This is a genomic window from Pseudonocardia sp. SID8383, assembly GCF_009864975.1.
Classification (GTDB): Bacteria; Actinomycetota; Actinomycetes; order Mycobacteriales; family Pseudonocardiaceae; genus Pseudonocardia; species Pseudonocardia alni.
Map to the genome: position 1 here is coordinate 1 of NZ_WWFY01000318.1, position 1,203 is coordinate 1,203.

The window sequence follows — 1,203 nt, forward strand, 5'->3', positions numbered from 1 at the left end:
ACCGAGGCCGTCGCCGGTACCGGACGCCGAGCGCACCCCGGGACCGGCCGTCCCGCTCCCCCGACGCGCGCCCGGCCCCGCCGAGCCGTCCGAGCCCCCTGCCGCGGCCGAGGGTGACGACGCGCACGCCGGAGCCGTCCCCGAGGGCGGCCGGTGGGCCGACGACCTGGGCACCATGGCTCGGATCCTCGCCGCGCTGCGCCGTCTGGACCCGTCGTCGACCACAGGGTGACGACGGGGTGTTGACGCTCCGGAATTGCGCGTTATCGTTGTCCGCCCCGGCGCCGTAAAGTACTGAGATCAATTTCCGCGGAATGCGGAACGGGATCGCGGCGCGGACTCCCCGAGATCGTCGCGGCGACTGCCGCGCGGAAGGCTCTTGAGATGAACAACATCGATCGTTCCCTGGACATGGCCGCCAACATCAAGGGCGCGTTCGCGGTCGCGATCGTCGACTTCGACAGCGGCATGACCCTGGGGTCGCGCGGGGGCAGCCCCGAGTTCGACCTCGACGTCGCCGCGCCCGGGAACTCCGAGGTCGTCCGGACCAAGCTCGAGGTCATGCAGAAGCTGGGGCTGCGCGAGAACATCGAGGACATCCTGATCACCCTCGACACCCAGTACCACCTGATCCGGATCATCCGCGGCACCGACGAGCAGCTGTTCTTCTACCTCGTGCTCAACCGCGCCCAGGCCAACCTGGCGATGGCCCGCCGCGACCTGCGCGTCATCGAGCAGCAGTTCGCCATGTCCTCGCCGCAGGCCGGTGCGCCGCAGCAGCAGGGCCAGGCGTTCTTCCCCGCCCAGCAGCGCTGAGGCCCCCGCGACCCACACGACCGATGGGACGTCACCGGCACGCCGTCGCCGTACGCACCGACGGGCTGGCCGCCGTACTGGGGCCGCTGTTCTTCGACCCGCGGATCCGCTCGGCGGCCCTGCTCGACGTGGACAGCGGGATGGTCCTCGACGTCTGCGGGCTCGACACCGCCGTCGGACGGACGGGCCGGGGCGTCCCCGCGGCCCACGACCACCGCGACGAGGTCCGCGGCGCGGCGCACGCCGAGCTCGTCCGGATCGCGCTGGCTCTCGCCCCGAACGCGGGCGGGCGGCTCGGGCTCGTCCTGGAGGCGGGACCGGACCGGCACGTGCTGCGCACCGTCGCCGACCCGCACGGCGGGCGGCTGGCCCTGTCGGTGGTCGTGC

Annotated in this window: 2 protein-coding genes and 1 pseudogene; all 3 read left to right on the forward strand. The window is 72.9% G+C overall.

Translation table 11 applies throughout. The features are described 5' to 3' along the window. A pseudogene (locus tag GTW08_RS07735) lies at positions 1 to 232 on the forward strand (hypothetical protein); the annotation flags it as partial. Positions 233 to 384: 152 nt separating this feature from the next. Next, on the forward strand, positions 385 to 816 hold the full coding sequence (locus tag GTW08_RS07740; protein WP_073573761.1) for a hypothetical protein: 432 nt from the start codon (positions 385 to 387) through the stop codon (positions 814 to 816). A 23-nt stretch (positions 817 to 839) separates the two neighbouring features. Continuing rightward, positions 840 to 1,203, forward strand: a 364-nt coding sequence (locus GTW08_RS07745; RefSeq protein WP_161151679.1) for a hypothetical protein, incomplete at its 3' end; no start/stop codon positions are given.